Source organism: gamma proteobacterium symbiont of Axiagastus rosmarus (assembly GCF_059730925.1).
The window spans coordinates 1,018,146-1,036,387 of the sequence record NZ_AP035925.1 but is presented as its reverse complement, the minus strand read 5'-3'; the positions used below and the strand labels follow the sequence as shown (position 1 = coordinate 1,036,387).

Here is an 18,242-nt window from a genome sequence, read left to right as displayed (position 1 = left end):
CCGCCACCGTCGCATTTTGCGCGCTGCGTTCCGGTGAGGTCAGTGCGTTTTCACCGCCACCATAAATAAACGCGGAAAGGCCAGCAAAACCTGTCCATTACTGCGCGTCGGGTAAGCGGGCAGCAGCGCCTGATGATAGTCGCGTAAAAAGTCAGCCTGCTGCGCCTCATCCAGCGCGGCAAGGAACGGACGCAGCCCGGTGGCACGCAACCAGCTGATAATCGCCTGCGCATCCGCCATCGGATGATAGTAAGTGGTGCGCCAGATATCGACCTGACAGCCTGCATCGCCTAATAAATCATAGTAGCGATCGCTGCTCAGCAGGCGTTTGCGTTCTGCCGCCTGAGGCGAAATATGCGCCTGCCAGCGTGAGCTGGCCGCCACCTCACGCATCAGACGATGCGACGGCTCCTGCAGGTTATCCGGCATTTGCACCGCCAGTGCTCCGCCCGGTGCCAGCTGGTTTACCAGATGCGGCAACAAGGTGTCGTGGTCGGTCAGCCATTGCAGCGACGCGTTGGCATAAATGACCTGTTGCGGCTGCTCAGGCTGCCAGCTGCGGATATCGGCCTGACGAAAATCACAGTCCGGCAGGCGTTGCCACGCCTGTTCCAGCATCGCCTCAGAGCTGTCGATGCCGGTGATGTGCGCCTGCGGCCATGCCTGCGCCAGCAGTTCCGTGCTGTTGCCCGGGCCACATCCCAGGTCCGTAGCAAAGCGCACTTCGTTGACGGGAATACGCGCCAGCAACTCCTGTGCCGGACGCGTACGCTCAGATTCAAACTGACGATACAGCTGGGGATTCCAGTCTTGCATAGCAACGCTCCTGTCTGTGTGGAAGAGTCACACACTACCTGTTTTGCTGCGCGAGGCGCGAAGAGAAAAGTGCGGTTGCCGAAAAAGTGTGGATGGCGCAGCGGAGTCAGGGCTGCAGGCTCAGGCGAGGTGATAGCGCGCACGGGCGCGGATGTCATTACTTCCGCATCCTGCGGGGGAAAAGCAACAGGACGGCGCATCGCCGTCCTGCAATTAGTTCTTTTTCACAAACTCAGATTTGAGTTTCATCGGACCGAAGCCGTCGATTTTGCAATCGATATTGTGGTCACCTTCAACCAGACGGATGCTTTTCACTTTAGTGCCGATTTTCAGGGTGGAAGAGCTGCCTTTCACCTTGAGATCTTTCACTACGGTTACGCTATCGCCATCTGTCAGCAGGTTACCGTTGGCATCGCGCACTACCAGCCCTTCGCTGCTGTCATCCGCGCTGGCGGACCAGATATGGCCGCAGGAGGGGCAGTTCAGGTTATCACCCTCCTGCCAGGTGTAGTCTGCCTGGCAGGCCGGGCAGGCAGGTAAAGTCGTCATACATATTCCTCAGTGGTCGGTATGCGATGAAGAAGGCACCGCAAAACGGGCGCCATCTTATACCCTCATACTTTATAAGGACAGTATTAAAGCATGTTGCCCTGACGCGCCTGGGCGACCGCCTGCCCCAGCTGCCACACCGCCATGGCATAGTGCGTGCTGTGGTTGTAGCGCGTGATCACGTAGAAATTAGGCAGACCGTACCAGTATTGATAGCTGGTGCCGAGATCCAGCCGCAGCAGGCTGACCTGGCTGTTGCCATCCAGCGAACCCTGCGGTGCCAGACCGCTGGCCGCCAGCGTATTCACTGAATAAGAGGTTTTGAAACCGTTCTCCAGCGCCGGTGCCTGACCGCTGGCGGGCACGGCGACGTTTTCACCGGAACGCCAGCCGTGCGCTTTGAAGTAGTTGGCAACGCTGCCGATGGCATCCACCGGATCCCACAGATTGATATGGCCGTCGCCGTTAAAATCGACCGCATACTGCTTATAGGAGGACGGCATAAACTGGCCGTAGCCCATGGCACCGGCGAAAGAGCCGCGCAGATCCAGCGGATCGTCCTGCTCGGTGCGCGCCATCAGCAGGAAGGTCTCCAGCTCGCTGCTGAAGTAAGCGGCACGGCGCGGATAGCTAAACGAGAGCGTCGCCAGCGCATCCAGCAGACGGGTTTTGCCCATTACCCGACCCCAGCGTGTTTCCACCCCGATAATCCCGACGATGATCTCCGGCGGTACGCCATACACCTGCTGGGCGCGCTGCAGCGCATCCTGATACTGATTCCAGAAGGCGACGCCGTTCTGCACGTTATCCGGGGTGATGAATTTATTGCGATAGCGAATCCACGCGCCGTTCGGCCCGGTCGGCGGCGTATAGCTCGGCGCCTGCTGATCCATCAGGCGCAGCACGTAATCCAGTCGCTTCGCCTGGCCAATGACCGCATGCAACTGGTCGCGGTTGAAACCGTGCTTCGCCACCATCTGATCGACAAATTGTTCCGCCGCCGGATTACCGGCAAAGTCGCCAAACATCGGCTGAATGGCGTGAGAAGGTTCCAGTAAAAACCCCCCTTTCGGTGCAGGCACAACGGCGGATTGCTGCTGGGGGGCAGGCTTACTGCTGCAGGCAGCAAGCAAACAAATAAGCGGAAGAAGAGCAACCTTAAAACGCATCGGATATCCATAAGCCAGATGAAACACGAATGCTCATGGTAATCGTTCAACGAAGCGACTTACAGAGCAATGTCGTAAATTTACGCCCGTTGTGATTCTGCAGTTATGACCAGCCATATCTCTGCTCAGGTAATGAAAACGCCGCAGAGGTAAGGGGTGCACTGACCGAACTGACACTCACCTGTAGCGCGGCAGCGGCAGCGCCCGGCCGCGCTAAGCGCCGAATTTGCGTGCTGGCTCCACAGTTTTCCCCGCCGCGTAAAATTTGCTTTTTACCGCCTGTCGCAATTTGATATGGTCGCCAGCCAGAAACATCGGCTGGCGGATGAAGCGGGCTGCGCAAAAATGCTAACATCTGCCCTTTCGTTATCCGCCAGTGTGATAACCATCCATCCCCGGCTGCCCCTGTCCAGCCAGCGGAAATCAAAAGAGTGAATCCTGAGTGAGAATGAGATGAAAGGAGCAGAGCAAATGGACTTCAGTGGCCACACCCCCATGATGCAGCAATACCTGCGCCTGAAGGCCGATCATCCTGACATCCTGCTGTTTTATCGCATGGGCGATTTCTATGAGCTGTTCTACGACGATGCCAGACGCGCATCGCAGCTGCTGGAGATCTCGCTGACTAAGCGCGGTGCGTCCGCCGGTGAACCAATCCCGATGGCCGGCGTGCCCTATCATGCCGTTGAGGGCTATCTGGCGAAGCTGGTGCAGCTGGGCGAATCGGTGGCGATCTGCGAGCAGATTGGCGATCCGGCGCTGAGCAAAGGGCCGGTTGAGCGTAAAGTGGTGCGCATTGTAACGCCCGGCACCATCAGTGATGAAGCGTTACTGCAGGAGCGCCAGGATAACCTGCTGGCAGCCATCTTCCAGAGCCAGCGCGGTTTTGGCTATGCCACGCTGGATATCAGCTCCGGGCGTTTCCGCCTTGGCGAGCCGGGCGATGTCGAGACCATGGCGGCCGAACTGCAGCGCACCAATCCGGCAGAGCTACTTTATCCGGAAGATTTGCAGGCCATGACGCTGATCGATCAGCGCCGCGGGCTGCGGCGGCGTCCGCTGTGGGAATTCGAAATCGACACCGCACGTCAGCAGTTAAACCTGCAGTTTGGCACGCGCGATCTCAGCGGCTTTGGCGTCGAGCAGGCGCATCTGGCGCTGCGCGCGGCGGGCTGTCTGCTGCAGTATGTCAAAGATACGCAGCGCACCTCGCTGCCGCATATTCGCTCGCTGAGTATGGAGCGCCAGCAGGACAGCGTCATCATGGATGCGGCTACCCGGCGCAATCTGGAAATCACCCAGAATCTGGCGGGCGGCAGCGAAAATACGCTCGCGGCGGTGCTGGATAAAACCGTCACGCCGATGGGCAGCCGCATGCTGAAGCGCTGGCTGCATATGCCGCTGCGCGACGTAGCCACCATCACGCGCCGCCAGGAATCAATTGCCGAACTGCAGTCGCTGAGCGAAGAACTGCAACCGGTGCTGCGCCAGGTGGGCGATCTGGAGCGTATTCTGGCACGTCTGGCGCTGCGCACCGCGCGTCCGCGCGATCTGGCACGCATGCGTCATGCCTTCCAGCAATTACCAGAACTCAATACCCAGTTAGCGGGCGTGGCCGCGCCCCATCTCAACGCGCTGCGCGATCGGATGGGGGATTTCAGCGAACTGCGCGAACTGCTGGAAAGCGCCATTATTGAATCGCCGCCAGTGCTGGTGCGCGACGGTGGTGTTATCGCGCCCGGCTATAACGCCGAGCTGGACGAGTGGCGCGCGCTGGCCGACGGCGCCAGCGACTATCTTGACCGCCTGGAGATTCGCGAGCGCGAAAAACTGGGGCTGGATACTCTGAAGGTTGGCTTCAACGCTGTGCACGGCTATTACATTCAGGTCAGCCGCGGACAGAGCCATCTGGTGCCTATCCATTACGTCCGCCGCCAGACGCTGAAAAATGCCGAGCGCTATATCATTCCCGAACTGAAAGAGTACGAAGATAAGGTCCTTACGTCGAAAGGCAAAGCGCTGGCGCTGGAAAAGAGCCTGTATGACGAGCTGTTCGATCGCCTGCTGCCGCACCTCGAAGCGCTGCAGCAGAGCGCCGCGGCGCTGGCAGAGCTGGACGTACTGGCCAACCTGGCCGAGCGCGCCTGGACACTCAACTACTGCCGCCCGGTGCTGCAGGAGAAAGCCGGGATTCGCATCACCGCCGGTCGCCATCCGGTGGTGGAACAGGTGCTGAAAGAGCCGTTCATTGCCAACCCGCTGTCGCTTTCGATGCAGCGTCGCATGCTGATCATTACCGGCCCCAACATGGGCGGTAAGAGTACTTATATGCGGCAGACGGCCCTGATTGCACTGATGGCCTGGATCGGCAGCTATGTGCCGGCGGAAGAGACAGTGATCGGCCCCATCGATCGCATCTTTACCCGTGTCGGTGCCGCCGACGATCTCGCCTCCGGTCGCTCTACCTTTATGGTCGAGATGACCGAGACCGCCAACATTCTGCATAACGCCACCGAAAACAGCCTGGTGCTGATGGACGAAATCGGCCGCGGGACGTCCACTTATGATGGCCTGTCGCTCGCCTGGGCCTGTGCCGAAAGCCTGGCGAATCGCATCAAAGCCATGACGCTGTTTGCCACCCACTACTTCGAGCTCACGACCCTGCCGGAGAAAATGGAAGGCGTGGTGAATGTGCATCTTGATGCGGTGGAACACGGTGACACCATTGCCTTTATGCACAGCGTGCAGGATGGCGCCGCGAGCAAGAGCTACGGCCTGGCCGTGGCGGCGCTGGCCGGTGTGCCAAAAGAGGTGATTAAGCGTGCGCGCCACAAGCTAAAAGAGCTGGAAGCGCTGTCAGGCAGTTCTGCCGGCTCAACGGTGGAAGGCTCACAGCTGCCGCTGCTGGTGGCGGAAACCTCGCCGGCAGTAGAGGCGCTGGAAGCGCTCGATCCGGACAGCCTGACGCCCAAACAGGCGCTGGAGTGGATTTACCGTCTGAAAACCCTGATGTAATCAGTCACCGGCGCGTTCGCGGCGCGCCGGCCTGAATGACAGGCATAAAAAAACGGTGACCTTATGGTCACCGTTTTTATTGCCAGCTACGGCTTATTCGCGGAACAGTGCTTCGATATTCAGACCCTGCGTCTGCAGAATTTCGCGCAGACGACGCAGACCTTCAACCTGAATCTGACGGACACGCTCACGGGTTAAACCGATTTCGCGGCCCACATCTTCCAGCGTTGCCGCTTCATAGCCTAACAGGCCGAAACGACGTGCCAGCACTTCACGCTGCTTGGCATTGAGTTCAAACAACCACTTAACGATGCTCTGTTTCATATCATCGTCCTGCGTGGTGTCTTCCGGACCGTTGTCTTTCTCATCGGCCAGGATATCCAGCAGCGCTTTCTCGGAATCACCGCCTAACGGCGTATCAACCGACGTAATGCGCTCGTTGAGACGCAACATACGGCTTACGTCGTCAACTGGCTTGTCCAGCTGCTCGGCGATCTCTTCCGCACTCGGCTCATGGTCCAGCTTATGCGACAGTTCACGCGCGGTACGCAGGTAAACGTTCAGCTCTTTAACAATGTGAATCGGCAGACGAATAGTACGGGTTTGGTTCATGATAGCCCGTTCAATGGTCTGACGAATCCACCAGGTGGCATAAGTTGAGAAGCGGAACCCGCGTTCCGGGTCAAACTTCTCTACGGCGCGAATCAGGCCGAGATTCCCCTCTTCAATCAGATCCAGCAGCGCCAGACCACGATTGCTATAACGGCGGGCAATCTTTACCACCAGGCGTAAGTTACTTTCGATCATGCGACGACGAGAAGGAATGTCACCGCGTAATGCGCGACGGGCGAAGAACACCTCTTCTTCCGCCGTTAACAGTGGTGAATAACCAATCTCGCCGAGGTAAAGCTGCGTCGCATCCAGAACGCGTTGCGTCGCACCTTGTGACAGCAACTCTTCTTCAGCTACTTCATTATCACCAGGTTCGTTCTCAACGAGAGCCTTCTCATCAAAAACCTCAGCTCCGTTCTCCTCGAATTCCGCATCATCGTGTAACTCATTAACTTTCAGCGTATTCTGGCTCATAAGCGGCTCCTACCCGTGATCCAAGGGCAGAACACCTAAGGTTCTGCCGGATTATCGCTGCGGTAAATAACGCAACGGGTTTACGGATTTCCCCTTGTAACGAATTTCAAAGTGCAATCTTACTGAACTGGTTCCGGTGCTACCCATGGTAGCGATTTTTTGCCCCGCCTTAACTTCCTGTTGTTCCCGGACCAGCATGGTATCGTTGTGGGCGTAGGCACTCAGGTAATCATCGTTGTGTTTGATGATGATTAAATTACCGTACCCGCGGAGCGCGTTGCCTGCGTATACCACTCTTCCTGATGCAGTGGCGACGACAGGTTGTCCACGCGACCCGGCGATATCGATCCCTTTGTTTCCGCCTTCCGCAGCGGAGAAGTTATCGATGATCTTCCCATCAGTCGGCCAACGCCAGCTTCCCACTGGTGTTGTGCTATTAGTTGTGCTGCTAACTGTGGGCGGTGCGGTAACCGGAGCTGTGGTCGTTGCCACATTATTTGCCCCTTTCGACGGCAGCATTTTCCCGCCTGTCGAACCCGAATCATCAGAATACGTAATAACAGGTTGCTGTGCAACAGGGGTGGATTTAATTTGCGTCTGATTCGATGCCACCGGAACGCCGCCCTGCGTGGCATCCGCTGCGGTTATCGCGTTACCACCGGTGATGGTCTGACCGTTACCGTTACCCACCTGTAACGTCTGCCCGGCGCTCAGGCTATAGGGCGCCGCGATATTATTGCGCTGTGCCAGATCGCGGAAATCATTGCCGGTAATCCAGGCAATATAGAACAGCGTATCGCCTCGCTTAACGGTGTAGGTTTCACCGCCGTAGCTGCCTTTAGGAATATTCCCATAATTGCGATTGTACACAATACGACCATTTTCGGTGGTCACATTATTATTGCCACTAACCATTCCACCTGCAGGCGCGGCTGATGGTGTACCACCGCTTAACATTCCACCACGCGGCATCGCCGGCACGGTGCTGTTCTGCGCGGCGATCATGCCGCCGCCTGTGGTGGGAGCTGCAGCCATACCGCTATCACCGCTGTTGCTGCCAATCTGGCTGATGGGGGCTTGTGTGTTGTCGCCAGAGCTACAGCCTGCCAGCCAAAAACCGACCAGTGAAAGTGCCGCCAGACGGCGTAATTGAAATACTGTGCTTCCCGTGCTCATTGATCCCCCGTGATGGCAATCCTGGATAAAACTGTGTGTCGACGTTGACCGCATGATTCACTAGCTGTGCCGTCAAAAACGCGCTTTCGCATTGATTAACAAGGATAGTAACAATATCAACTGCGCCATGCCATGTAACGATTGTGAAGAAATACGTAAGATGGCTTTATGCCAGATCGCCCTGAACCAGCGGCACAAAGCGCACCGGCTCAATCGTTTCTTCAATGATTTCACCACCCTGACGACGCAGGCGCTTAAGTACCTGCTGGTCCTCACCCACCGGCAGCACCATTTTGCCGCCTTCTCCCAGTTGCGCTATCAGCGCAGTCGGAATTTCTGGCGGTGCGGCAGTCACAATAATGGCATCAAACGGCCCCCGCGCGGCCCAGCCCTGCCAGCCGTCGCCGTGGCGTGTGGAAATGTTATGCAGATCGAGCTGCTTCAGGCGGCGTTTCGCCTGCCACTGCAGCCCTTTGATGCGTTCAACCGAGTAAACGTGGTTAACCAGATGCGCGAGAATGGCGGTCTGATAACCCGAACCGGTGCCAATTTCCAGCACGCGCGAAGTCGGGTTCAGCTCCAGCAGCGCCGTCATGCGCGCCACCATATAAGGCTGAGAAATGGTCTGGCCGTTGCCAATCGGCAGCGCCACATTTTCCCAGGCTTTATGTTCAAAAGCCTCGTCAATAAAGCGTTCACGCGGGACATCAGCGATGGCTTTCAGCAAATGCTCATCGTGAATACCCTGCGTGCGCAGTTGGGCCAGAAGCGTTTCGATGCGCCGGTTTACCATGCCGGGTTCACCTCAGCCTGGTACAGCCCGTCGCCTGCCCTCTTCCGCGCCGCGCCGGCGCCAGGATCAACCTGTCGTAATGTCTTCACGCCAGGGAACACGCCAATGCCGGGAGTCTGAATTCCATCATCGTTGCTGAGCCGTATCCGCATCTGATTCTGACCTTTTTCATTAACCGGTCCACCGACCGCCGCGCCCGTTTTGCGCCTTCAGCGGCGCAAGCGGTCCTGCGCTGGCGGCACAAGGATGTTTGCATTCTAGCGGTGAGGCGCGGGAAGTGGTAGGCGTAAATCACGCAACCGTCGGCAGTTGTCGCATCAATAAGCAGTCAAACGCAATGGCACCCAGTAAAAAGCCCGGCGAAAAGCCGGGCTGATTTATCACCTCAGTGACGATCCGGTAAGCTCACCGCATACAGATACCAGGCCGAGTGCGGCAGCCAGCCTTCCGCCCAGCGCCAGTCGTCATCCTTCCGTGTGACCGCATAACCTTCGTCAAAGGCGATACCGTCCGCCACCTGATTCGACGCGCCGGTGATGCCGTTGACGATACCGCCCGGCAGCGTGGTGTATTTCCACGAATTGAAGAACAGATAGCTGATGTGACGATAGCCGCTGCCGGTCAGCATACTGACGTCGTACGGATTATGACCGAGGATCCAGTTGAGCTGATCCCAGGCATAGCTCTGCAGCTGCTGCGTAAAGGCTTTATCGTCCGCGAACAGCGGCATCGCCTGACGGGCGGCGGCGGCCAGCGACGCGATACGCGCGTTTTCGCCCTGCCACCACGGCGCAGCTTCGCTGTCGTGCGGGAAGAAGAAGCTGGTGCGCTTCACGCCGTCTTTCAGCTGAATCAGCTGGCGCGCATAGCCAAACGGGTTATTGCTCTCTTTGGTGACCGCCAGCTCAAAGCCCAGCGAGCGTTTTACCGTCTGGCGGATGTTCGCCTGCTGCGCCTGCGGCGCGATGCGCGCGTACTCCAGCAGCGCGATCACCGGCAGACCGGCATCGGACGGATGGAAGAACGGGCGTTTTTCGCCGTCGGCACGCCAGTAGTCATGCCAGTTATCCAGCGACGTCAGTCGCGCCATCAGGCTCTCCGCGCGCTGCTGCGCCGCAGCCAGATAGACCGCTTTTTGCGAGGCGCGATACAGCTCGGTAGCCGCCAGCAGCGCGGTATAATCATCCACAATGTTCTCTTTGCCGTCATTCACCATGCGCAGGTTATTTTTCTGCAGGAAGGCGAAGGCATCTTCTGCGGTTTGCAGATACTGCTGCCGCGTGAAATTGCCGTCATTCTCCATGGTGCTGGCCAGCGCCAGCGCGGCAATTGACATGCCGGCACCGGATCGGAAGCTGGCCTGCCACGCCAGCGGGCCGACCGCCTCTTCTTCAACAATGGTGGAATCTGACTCCTTCTCTTTAATCTGCGTGCGCCAGTTGGGATTGGCGATCACCCGGTCCTGAGCCAGCTTCTCTTTGCCCGGCGACGAGATCGCCTGGAAGAAGGATTCACCCGGCCGCTTCATGCGCACCAGGAAATCGGCACCGTACAGCCCTTCGTCGAGCATGCGCCGGCGATACTCATCAAAGTTCGGGTTATCCCGCGCCCCGAGATTTTGATAACCGCGCAGTAAACTCCACGCCACCAGCGGCGCCTGCTGCGGATTGAAGTAAGAGGTCAGATTCTGGTGCGACAGGTGCACGCCGTAATCGCCGGTGGCGTCATACCAGCCGCCGTGGACGTCAACCGTACCGCTGCCGGTGCCCGGTGGCAGCGGCAGTTTGCGGTCCGCCTTATCGAACAGGCCGGTGACGCGCTGGCTTTTGAAATAGGCAATCACATCGGACAGCGTATAGCGCTCGAGCAGATCGGCACCAATAATGAACGGCCCGGAGCGCACATCGCCGTCGCTGCTGGTGGTTTGCAGCACGTAGCGGCCCGGTGTTTGCCAGCCGGAGAAATCGGCACGATAGAAGGTGCGATCGCCCCAGCCCGGCACGTCTCCCTGCGGCTGCAGCGTGCCGCTCAGCACCGCTTTATTGGTCTCATTATCCAGCAGGGTAAATTTCACCGGCGGTTTAGCGCGCGAGTCGCCGGTAAGCTGCACGATAGCGTTTTTCGGCGCGGCAACATCGTAGCCGACCTGATTGATTAAAACGTGGGTTTCGGCGTGCGCCAGCCCGGCCAGTAACAGCGCTGCGGTCAGCGCGGAGAAGCGAATCCTCATGGTCATCATCCTTAGTGTCGTGAGTGATTGAACAGGCTAAAAGGGGCAATCATCATGAATTTGACGTCCTTTTCATCCTGGAAAACGTTGCCATAGCCGCCGCCCCAGCTGGGGTTATCGCTATGATTGTTGTAGGCGGTGAGATGCAGCTTGAATACCGTGTCTTTGGCCCAGCCGGACTGCACCTGCCACACCAGATCGCCATTGATGGCGGTTTCCGTCAGGCGCTGCTGCTGCGACCAGTCGCCGCCGCGCGCCGGTTTACCGTCGCAGCCCCAGGCAAACGAGCCACCGATGCTGACGCCCGGCCAGACGATGTCGCTGAGATCGATCATCAGGCCTGCAAACTGCGCTTTTTCGCCGTCGGCGTTGAAGTCAGAGCGCGAATCCCACCACATATCGATGCGGCCTGCGGAGTTGGGATAGATCGGCGTCATCGCCACGGTGTAGTAACCTTGTTTCCCCGGTGCGTGTACTGCGCTGCCCTCGAGCCGGAACTGGTAGCGATCCCACTGGTACGCCAGCGTCAGGCCCTGCTGCCAGGCAAACTCATCGTAAACATCATGGCGGCCGGTACGATCCTGCGAGCCGTAAAACTGCCAGCTGACGCTTAGCGGGTTATCCCACAGCGTGGTCTGGCGTGCCGCTTTGGCGAAATATTTGTCGAGATAATGCGGAGATTCACCCCACGCCAGCTCCAGCGTGTTGCCGTTTTTGAAGTCATACTTCGCGCCCAGCGAGTGCAGATAAGGAATGCGTGTTTGCCGGTCGATTTCGCGAAACTCGTACATTTTGCGATACCACGGTGCTTTGTACTTGTTGGCGCCCATCCACGACAGCGACAGCGCGCCGGCAGCGCCATAGTCATAGACCGCTCCGACTTCCACGCCCTGGTAGGTGCCGGGCAGAAATCCCCATTGGGTGCCAAGCAGCGTCTGACCGCTCGGCTGGATATAACCGGCCCGCAGCCAGTAGTCGCCGGCTTTGAGTTTCAGTGCGGCACGGTAGAGATCCAGTCCGCTACGTTCGCCAACGCCACGGTCTTCCCACATCGAAGGCCCGTGACTGAAGCTGATCTCGTTGGGATGCGCCGGGCTGCCTTCAAACAGATCCCAGGTGGCGAAGGCCGCCACATCAATGCCCACGGTATCGGCCAGATAGCCGGACTGATAATCGAGCGCGCCGGTCAGCGTGCTGTGATGCAGGTTGGTCTGATAGTGCTGATAGTGCGTGCTGTGCGGATCGAGATCTTTACGCTCACGGTGGCGCTGCCAGTAATAGACGGTGCCCTCCAGCGTGCTGTCTTCAACAAATCCTTCCGCCAGCGCCGGCGGTGCCGCGCCCAGCATCAGGGTGGCCAGCGGCAGCAGCGCTGCCTTTTTTCTCCTGGTGAATGTGTTCATGACCTTTCCTTAAGGTGCACGCGGCCCTGCGAAGCAGCCGCATGCGATTTCCCTGTTTTGGTGTTAACGAATCAGCGCATCAGGCGCCGGTTTTATTCACGCTGCGCAGCGTCCAGCGGCCGTAAATCAGCGTCAGAATGAATGGGGTGAGGAAAGCCACGGCAATTGCCGCCACTTCATAGATCATCTTCGACTCGGGGCCTTCGAACAGGCCGAGTTCAAACACGTTCAGCACCGGCAGGAAACTGTAGGTTTTTACCTGCAACAGCCCGGTGATGCCACCGCCGAGCGCCGCGCCGATGCAGCCGAAGATAAACAGCATGCGGTACTTGAGATTGACGCCGTACAGCGCCGGTTCGGTGATGCCAAAGAACGCTGACAGCGACGCCGAGATTGCAATCTGCCGGTCGCGCAGGCTGCGGGCGATGAAGATCGCGCCGGTAACCGCGCCAAACTGCCCCATCACCGCCGACATAAACATCGCCATGATGGTGTCGTAGCCCTGCACCTGAATATTGATCAGCGCCAGCGGGATGATGCCCCAGTGGACACCAAACACCACGAACAGCTGACCAATGCCCGCCAGCAGCGCGCCGGAGATCATCGGGCTGAGCTGATAGAGCCAGCTGTAGCCGCTGGCGATGCCGACGCCAACGTAATCTGCCAGCGGGCCAATCACCGTGAACACCACAAAGCCGCAAATCAGCAGCGACAGGCACGGCACAAACACCAGCGCTGCCACCTCGGGGATCCACTGTTTCAGTCGGTGCTCAACCTTGCTCAGCAGCAGCACCGCCAGAATCGCCGGAATCACCGCGCCGCCGTAAATCTTCAGGCTGATGCTCAGGCCGAACAGCGTAAAGTGCGCCGGCAGATCCGGCTGGGTGAGCGGAAACACCATCGCCGCCGTCAGCGCCAGCGCGGTGAAACGGCTGGCACCGAAACGGTCTGCCGCGGTAACGGCAATAAACAGCGGCAGGAAGACAAACACGCCGCTGGCCAGCGCGTTGAACATGGCGAACAGCAGGTCATCGTCCGCCACCCAGCCCTGCGTCTGCAGCAGCACCATGATGCCTTTGATCACCCCGATGCCGGCCAGTACGCCAATGTAGGGCGTAAAGATAGCGCCGAGCGTGGCCAGCATTTTGCCCGCAACGCCGCGCTCGTCTTTGCCGGGCTTCACCGGCTCGGCCACCGGCGCTGCGCCCTGCTGCATCGCCTGATACAGCTGTTCGACCTGCGGCCCGACCACAATCTGCAGCTGTCCGGACGCGTTCACCACGCGGATGACGCCCGGCAGGTTACTGATGGCCGGCATATCGACACTGGCCAGATCGTTTATCGTCAGCCGCAGTCGCGTGGCGCAGTGTGAAATATGGCTGATATTATCGTCGCCGCCGACCTGTTCCCTGATGGCCTGCGCCAGCTTCACGTAATCGAGTTTCATTGTTGTTATCCTTATGGCTCGCGCCCGGCGTTAGTCGTAATCACCCGGTTTGGTTTTGCTCTTCATCGCCACGCCAAAATCAGTGAATATGCGCTGCGGCAGATTATTGCCTTTGGCTTCAGCGATGTGATGCGCGAGGATCTGGAACGGAATCACCATCAGCAGCGGCGCCATCCATTCGCTGACCTCCACGCCGAGTGCCAGCGTGCGCGCATCATCGCTCTCCCCGAGACACAGACTCCAGACGTGCGGTGTCACGCGCTGCTCATACTGGCGCAGCAGCTGCAGGCGTTCGCGCACCGGCGCCTCGACGTCGATGAAGAACAGCCGGTGCTGCGGATTGATTTCGAAATAGGGGCCATGCATAAACGCTTCCAGTTCAATGCCCTGCGACGGCACGCGCACCGTTTCGCTGAATTTGGTCTCCATCTCTTTGATCACGCCAATCGCCGGACCAAAGCCAATCGAGATAAAGCGTGGCGCCGCAGTGAGATCGTCCTGCCAGCGCTGCCAGAAGCGCTCGGTGCGGGCGATGATGTCCGGAATCGCGTCGACGCCGCGCTGCAGTTGCGCCAGCGCCTGCTGCTCCTGTTCTGCGCTGAGGCGACCGCTGTGGCGCGCGCTGTGCACGCCAATCAGCATCAGCGTCAGAATCGTGGCGACATAGCCTTTAGTGACATAACCGACACGCTCCTCGCCGTTCATGATGTCTACGGCGTGATCCACCGCCTGCGCCAGCGGACTGGTGATTTTGCTGGTGATGCCCCAGGTTGCCACGCCGTGCTGTTTTTTCAGCGCGTCGATCGCTGCCAGCGTCGAAGTGCTCTCGCCGCTCTGTGAAATCGCGATCACCAGATCGGTCGCCGGATCCCACTGCTCGTAGTGCTGAAAATGAAACGGCTCCTGCACGCTGATGCGTACGCCGGTCAGTTGCTCAACGTAATATTTGGCGCTGAGCGCGGCGTTGATGCTGGAGCCGGTGGCCAGAATCAGCACTGTTTTCGCCTTGCCCAGCACCGGTAATCCCTGCGGATAGCACGCCAGCAGATGGCTCAGCACCTCGGGTTGCTGGTGGATGTAGGTCATCATGGTGGGTTTCATTACCGCTCCTTAAACTGTTTTCCCGCCAACCTGAAAACGTTTTCAGGTTGTGAGCCAACTTATTTAATGGCGCATATTAAGTCAACGTGAGGATCGTGAAATTGCGATCGCGCTAACAAAGCGCAACGAAAGCAGGCGGAACGTTTAAGGGGAGAAGATCAGGCGGATTCGCCGGGGATCAATACCGGCTTTAGCGGTGTGCTGCAGCGCGCGTGCGGGCTTAAGCTGCCGTCCAGCTGCGCCATCATCATGGTGATAATGTTTTGCCCCAGCTGCGGATTCTGGTGATCGACACTGGTCAGGCGCGGGATAAAATACTCGCTGCCGGGGAAGCGCTCGCAGCTGATGACCGCTACCTGCTCAGGCACGTCAATGCCGCGATCGCGTAACGCGCGGATCGCGCCCATCGCCACGCGATCGTTGATTGCCACCAGCGCCTGCGGTTGCTCTGCCTGCTGCCACAGCGTATCAATCGCCTGATAGCCGTGTTCAGGATAGAAGTTATTCAGGCAGATCCAGCTGTCGCGCGGCGTAATGCCGGCCTGCTGCAGCGTGGCGTGGAAATGACTGACGCGCTCGCGCGTCACCCACACTTTGCGCGAACCGCCAATAAACGCGATATCACGCAGGCCGCGCGCCAGCAAATGATTCACCGCCAGCCCGACGCAGTGCTGCTGGTCGCGCATCACGCACGGCCATCGGCCAGCAGGATGCGGCTGCCCCACCACCACCACCGCCATTTTGTCCATCAGCGATTCCAGCAGCGTCAGGTAGCCGGCCGGAATCGGCGCATAGTCGCTGTGGCCGCCGAGCACGATCACCCCATCGATCTGGCTATCGATAATCGACTGAAAAATCGCGCTTTCGTCATCGTCGTGCTGAGGGCTGCGGTTGGCCGACTGGGTATCGTACAGGGTGATTTTGTAACCGATGGCCAGACAGGCCTGCTGAATCTGCGCCACCAGCGTGACGAAGTAAGGGTTAGTGATGTCAGAGACAATCACCGCGAGGGTGTAGCTCTGGCGCGATATCATGCCGCGCGCCATCAGGTTGGGGCTGAACTGATGCTCGGCGATCACCTGTTCCACCCGCGTGCGGGTTTTTTCCGATACCCACGCATGCTTGTTGAGCACGCGCGAGACGGTAGTGATCGACACACCGGCGAGTACGGCAATATCCTTGATGGTGAGATTTTTGCTCATCGTCGCCGGGTTCGCTTATTCGTCGCCGAGCGGGGCCGCCGCGCCGTTGCTCAGCAGCTCACGCACTACGCTGGTGGCAAAACTGCCGGCCGGCAGCCAGAACTGCAGCTCGAGCGTGACGTCATCCCACCAGTTCCATTGCAGATCTTTCGGCACCACCAGCATGGCGCGCCGCGCCGCATCGACGCGTTCACGCTCCAGCAGGCCCAGCAGATCGGCCACGCCCGCCAGCTGCTGCTGTTCAAACGCCAGCGTTTCGCCCTGAGTGCCCAGCTCGCCGCGTCCGGCCAGCGGTGCGGTGATGCGCAGCTCGTGGTTATCCAAACGCTGCTGCAGCGCAGGTAACTCGTCCGTCTGGGCAACAAACCAGCTGCCGCGCCCGCTGAGCTGCAGCGCATCGCCGGGCTGCACGCGATCCAGCGCACCGTCACGCTGCAGGCGCGCGCTGGTCAGCTGATTGAACAGCTGGCTGCGCGCCGCCGACAGCAGAATGCCTTTCATACTGCGGTCGCGTGGACGGAATTTCTCCTCTGCCCACAGGCGCGCCTGCGTCAGGTTATTGCCGCCGCGGCCAAAGCGCTGTTCGCCAAAGTAGTTGGGCACACCCTGCTGCTGAATTCGCTGCAGCCGCGATTCCACCTGCGCGCGATCGGACACCTGACGTACCACCAGACGAAACGCATTGCCCGCCAGCGCGCCGGTGCGCAGTTTACGCTTGTGGCGAATCACCTGCAGGATCTCCACGCCTTCCAGCTGGAAGCCGGCAAGGTTGGGCATCGCCGTGCCCGGCACGCGGAAGCACAGCGTCTGCTCGGTGACTGCATGGCGATCTTTCATGCCGGCATAGCTGAGATCGCGCTGATGCACGCCGAGAAATTTGGCGATTGCCTCAGCGACAAAACGCGTGTTGCAGCCAATTTTACGGACGCGCACCAGCAGCTGCTCGCCTTCGCCGTCATAGGGATAGCCGAGATCTTCAATTACCACGAAATCTTCGGGACTGGCTTTGATCACCCCGGTAGCAGCGGGCACGCCGTGCAGGTAGAGCAGCTCACTCATGCCCGATCGGCCTTCACCAGCAGCGCCACGGCTTCGCAGGCAATGCCTTCACCGCGACCGGTGAAGCCCAGCTTCTCGGTGGTGGTGGCTTTGACGTTGACATCATCCATGTGGCAACCGAGATCTTCGGCGATGTTGACGCGCATCTGCGGCACGTGCGGCAGCATTTTCGGTGCCTGAGCGATGATGGTGACATCGACGTTGCCGATGCGGTAGCCCTTCTGCTGGATGCGACGCCAGGCTTCGCGCAGCAAACCGCGGCTGTCGGCGCCTTTGAATGCCGGATCGGTGTCCGGGAACAGTTTGCCGATGTCGCCCATCGCCACCGCGCCCAGCAGCGCGTCGGTCAGCGCATGCAGCGCCACATCGCCGTCAGAATGCGCAATAAAGCCCTGTTCGAAGGGAATACGCACCCCGCCAATCACCAGCGGACCTTCGCCGCCAAACGCGTGCACGTCAAAACCGTGACCGATACGCATCATGCGTGCTCCTTTAACTGAATCTGAGTGAGATAGAAGGCCGCCAGCGCCAGATCTTCCGGCCGCGTTACCTTAATATTGTCGCTGCGTCCGCTGACCAGCTCAGGATGATAGCCGCAATACTCCAGCGCCGAGGCTTCATCAGTGATGGTCGCGCCTTCATTGAGCGCGCGCGTCAGGCAGGCGGTCAGCAGCGCATGCGGGAAAAACTGCGGCGTCAGCGCATGCCATAAGTCATCGCGTTCGACGGTATGCGCAATGGCACCTTTGCCGGGCTCCGCGCGCTTCATGGTGTCGCGCACCGGTGCCGCCAGAATCGCGCCGACTTTGCTGTGCTCACGCACCGCCAGCAGACGCGCTAAATCATCAGGATGCAGACACGGCCGCGCCGCGTCGTGCACCAGCACCCAGGCGCTGTGGCGGATGGTCTGTAATCCGGCCAGCACCGACTCGGCGCGGGTTTCGCCGCCGGTGACGCGCAGCACGCGGGCATCCTGCGCCAGCGGCAGGCTATCGAACCAGCCGTCATCCGGGCTGACTGGCACCACCACCTGCTTTACCGCCGGATGCGCCAGCAGGCGCGCCACGCTGTGTTCGAGCAGGGTTAATGGACCGATAGTGAGATACTGCTTCGGACAGGCGGCCTGCATGCGGCTGCCGATACCGGCAGCCGGCACCACGGCAATCACATCCGCAGAGGAAGAGAGCTGATTCATG

Annotated in this window: 15 protein-coding genes; 1 reads left to right on the top strand and 14 read right to left on the bottom strand. The window is 59.3% G+C overall.

Annotation, left to right across the window (positions count from 1 at the left end):
• Positions 1–39: 39 nt before the first annotated feature.
• From tam to mltB, 3 genes are all read right to left on the bottom strand, one after another.
• Positions 40–816, bottom strand: coding sequence for a trans-aconitate 2-methyltransferase (gene tam, locus AC6I8F_RS04690; protein ID WP_498028579.1), 777 nt, complete (start codon positions 814–816; stop codon positions 40–42).
• 213 nt (positions 817–1,029) lie between these two features.
• Positions 1,030–1,365, bottom strand: coding sequence for a zinc ribbon domain-containing protein YjdM (locus tag AC6I8F_RS04685; protein WP_498028578.1), 336 nt, complete (start codon positions 1,363–1,365; stop codon positions 1,030–1,032).
• A gap of 86 nt (positions 1,366–1,451) precedes the next feature.
• The gene (gene mltB, locus AC6I8F_RS04680; protein WP_498009025.1) at positions 1,452–2,534 is read right to left on the bottom strand and encodes a lytic murein transglycosylase B; all 1,083 of its coding nucleotides are present in this window, start codon (positions 2,532–2,534) and stop codon (positions 1,452–1,454) included.
• 471 nt (positions 2,535–3,005) lie between these two features.
• Here mltB and mutS point away from each other — a divergent pair, with 471 nt between their 5' ends.
• Complete coding sequence (gene mutS, locus AC6I8F_RS04675) at positions 3,006–5,549, top strand: DNA mismatch repair protein MutS (RefSeq protein WP_059010927.1); 2,544 nt, start codon at positions 3,006–3,008, stop codon at positions 5,547–5,549.
• Positions 5,550–5,642: 93 nt separating this feature from the next.
• Here the strand turns inward: mutS and rpoS are convergent, their stop codons facing one another.
• The 11 genes from rpoS to ispD form a co-directional block, all read right to left on the bottom strand.
• Complete coding sequence (gene rpoS / locus AC6I8F_RS04670; protein WP_021507339.1) at positions 5,643–6,635, bottom strand: RNA polymerase sigma factor RpoS; 993 nt, start codon at positions 6,633–6,635, stop codon at positions 5,643–5,645.
• Positions 6,636–6,686: 51 nt separating this feature from the next.
• Complete coding sequence (nlpD, locus tag AC6I8F_RS04665; protein WP_058776000.1) at positions 6,687–7,811, bottom strand: murein hydrolase activator NlpD; 1,125 nt, start codon at positions 7,809–7,811, stop codon at positions 6,687–6,689.
• A 166-nt stretch (positions 7,812–7,977) separates the two neighbouring features.
• A complete protein-coding gene (locus AC6I8F_RS04660; RefSeq protein WP_021507341.1) occupies positions 7,978–8,604 on the bottom strand; it encodes a protein-L-isoaspartate(D-aspartate) O-methyltransferase in 627 nt (208 codons plus the stop codon).
• 385 nt (positions 8,605–8,989) lie between these two features.
• Positions 8,990–10,834 (bottom strand): glycoside hydrolase family 9 protein, encoded by a 1,845-nt coding sequence (locus AC6I8F_RS04655; RefSeq protein WP_058780259.1) that lies wholly within the window; start codon positions 10,832–10,834, stop codon positions 8,990–8,992.
• An 11-nt stretch (positions 10,835–10,845) separates the two neighbouring features.
• Positions 10,846–12,237, bottom strand: coding sequence for an OprD family outer membrane porin (locus AC6I8F_RS04650; protein ID WP_498028577.1), 1,392 nt, complete (start codon positions 12,235–12,237; stop codon positions 10,846–10,848).
• Positions 12,238–12,316: 79 nt separating this feature from the next.
• Positions 12,317–13,684: a PTS transporter subunit EIIC gene (locus AC6I8F_RS04645; RefSeq protein WP_125310172.1), complete on the bottom strand. Its 1,368-nt coding sequence runs from the start codon at positions 13,682–13,684 to the stop codon at positions 12,317–12,319.
• A 30-nt stretch (positions 13,685–13,714) separates the two neighbouring features.
• Positions 13,715–14,785, bottom strand: a complete 1,071-nt coding sequence (locus AC6I8F_RS04640; protein ID WP_058771484.1) for an SIS domain-containing protein — start codon at positions 14,783–14,785, stop codon at positions 13,715–13,717.
• Positions 14,786–14,943: 158 nt separating this feature from the next.
• A complete protein-coding gene (locus tag AC6I8F_RS04635; protein WP_166710913.1) occupies positions 14,944–15,987 on the bottom strand; it encodes a LacI family DNA-binding transcriptional regulator in 1,044 nt (347 codons plus the stop codon).
• Between the two features lie 15 nt (positions 15,988–16,002).
• Entirely contained in the window at positions 16,003–17,046 is a 1,044-nt protein-coding gene (gene truD, locus AC6I8F_RS04630) for a tRNA pseudouridine(13) synthase TruD (RefSeq protein ID WP_166710915.1), read from the bottom strand.
• Positions 17,043–17,525, bottom strand: a complete 483-nt coding sequence (ispF, locus tag AC6I8F_RS04625; RefSeq protein WP_031279680.1) for a 2-C-methyl-D-erythritol 2,4-cyclodiphosphate synthase — start codon at positions 17,523–17,525, stop codon at positions 17,043–17,045. Before ispF ends, truD begins: the two co-directional genes overlap by 4 nt.
• On the bottom strand, positions 17,525–18,241 hold the full coding sequence (gene ispD / locus AC6I8F_RS04620) for a 2-C-methyl-D-erythritol 4-phosphate cytidylyltransferase (protein WP_021507349.1): 717 nt from the start codon (positions 18,239–18,241) through the stop codon (positions 17,525–17,527). The genes ispF and ispD overlap by 1 nt, the downstream gene beginning before the upstream one ends.
• Between the last annotated feature and the right edge of the window lies 1 nt (position 18,242).

Coding starts and splice junctions, on each gene's coding strand:
- tam (WP_498028579.1), bottom strand. CDS start 816: ATGCAAGACTGGAATCCCCAGCTGTATCGTCAGTTTGAATCTGAGCGT.
- AC6I8F_RS04685 (WP_498028578.1), bottom strand. CDS start 1,365: ATGACGACTTTACCTGCCTGCCCGGCCTGCCAGGCAGACTACACCTGG.
- mltB (WP_498009025.1), bottom strand. CDS start 2,534: ATGCGTTTTAAGGTTGCTCTTCTTCCGCTTATTTGTTTGCTTGCTGCC.
- mutS (WP_059010927.1), top strand. CDS start 3,006: ATGGACTTCAGTGGCCACACCCCCATGATGCAGCAATACCTGCGCCTG.
- rpoS (WP_021507339.1), bottom strand. CDS start 6,635: ATGAGCCAGAATACGCTGAAAGTTAATGAGTTACACGATGATGCGGAA.
- nlpD (WP_058776000.1), bottom strand. CDS start 7,811: ATGAGCACGGGAAGCACAGTATTTCAATTACGCCGTCTGGCGGCACTT.
- AC6I8F_RS04660 (WP_021507341.1), bottom strand. CDS start 8,604: ATGGTAAACCGGCGCATCGAAACGCTTCTGGCCCAACTGCGCACGCAG.
- AC6I8F_RS04655 (WP_058780259.1), bottom strand. CDS start 10,834: ATGAGGATTCGCTTCTCCGCGCTGACCGCAGCGCTGTTACTGGCCGGG.
- AC6I8F_RS04650 (WP_498028577.1), bottom strand. CDS start 12,237: ATGAACACATTCACCAGGAGAAAAAAGGCAGCGCTGCTGCCGCTGGCC.
- AC6I8F_RS04645 (WP_125310172.1), bottom strand. CDS start 13,684: ATGAAACTCGATTACGTGAAGCTGGCGCAGGCCATCAGGGAACAGGTC.
- AC6I8F_RS04640 (WP_058771484.1), bottom strand. CDS start 14,785: ATGAAACCCACCATGATGACCTACATCCACCAGCAACCCGAGGTGCTG.
- AC6I8F_RS04635 (WP_166710913.1), bottom strand. CDS start 15,987: ATGAGCAAAAATCTCACCATCAAGGATATTGCCGTACTCGCCGGTGTG.
- truD (WP_166710915.1), bottom strand. CDS start 17,046: ATGAGTGAGCTGCTCTACCTGCACGGCGTGCCCGCTGCTACCGGGGTG.
- ispF (WP_031279680.1), bottom strand. CDS start 17,525: ATGCGTATCGGTCACGGTTTTGACGTGCACGCGTTTGGCGGCGAAGGT.
- ispD (WP_021507349.1), bottom strand. CDS start 18,241: ATGAATCAGCTCTCTTCCTCTGCGGATGTGATTGCCGTGGTGCCGGCT.